The sequence below is a fragment of the Mycobacterium arosiense ATCC BAA-1401 = DSM 45069 genome (genome assembly GCF_002086125.1).
Classification (GTDB): domain Bacteria; phylum Actinomycetota; class Actinomycetes; order Mycobacteriales; family Mycobacteriaceae; genus Mycobacterium; species Mycobacterium arosiense.
Window position 1 is genome coordinate 1 of the sequence record NZ_MVHG01000348.1, and the last position, 246, is coordinate 246.

The 246-nt window shown below is 69.5% G+C and carries 1 pseudogene; it reads right to left on the minus strand.

Annotated elements, in window-relative coordinates:
* Positions 1 to 246, minus strand: a pseudogene (locus BST14_RS32155) (hypothetical protein); the annotation flags it as partial.

Sequence of the window (246 nt, forward strand, 5' to 3'; positions counted from 1 at the left end):
GCTCGCGGCGGTCGAAGACCACCTGGTCGTCGCCCTCCTCGAACAGGTCGGCGACTTCCTCGCCGACCTCGTCGGCCTCCAGGCGCTGGCCGCCGAGCAGGCGCAGCACCGCATGGGCGGTACGTGCGCGCAGCGGGCGGTGGCCCTGCAGGCTCTTCTTGCGGCGCTTGCGGGCGACCTGGTTGAACACCTCGATGAGGATCGAGAAGCCGATGGCCGCGTACAGGTAGCCTTTCGGGATCTGGA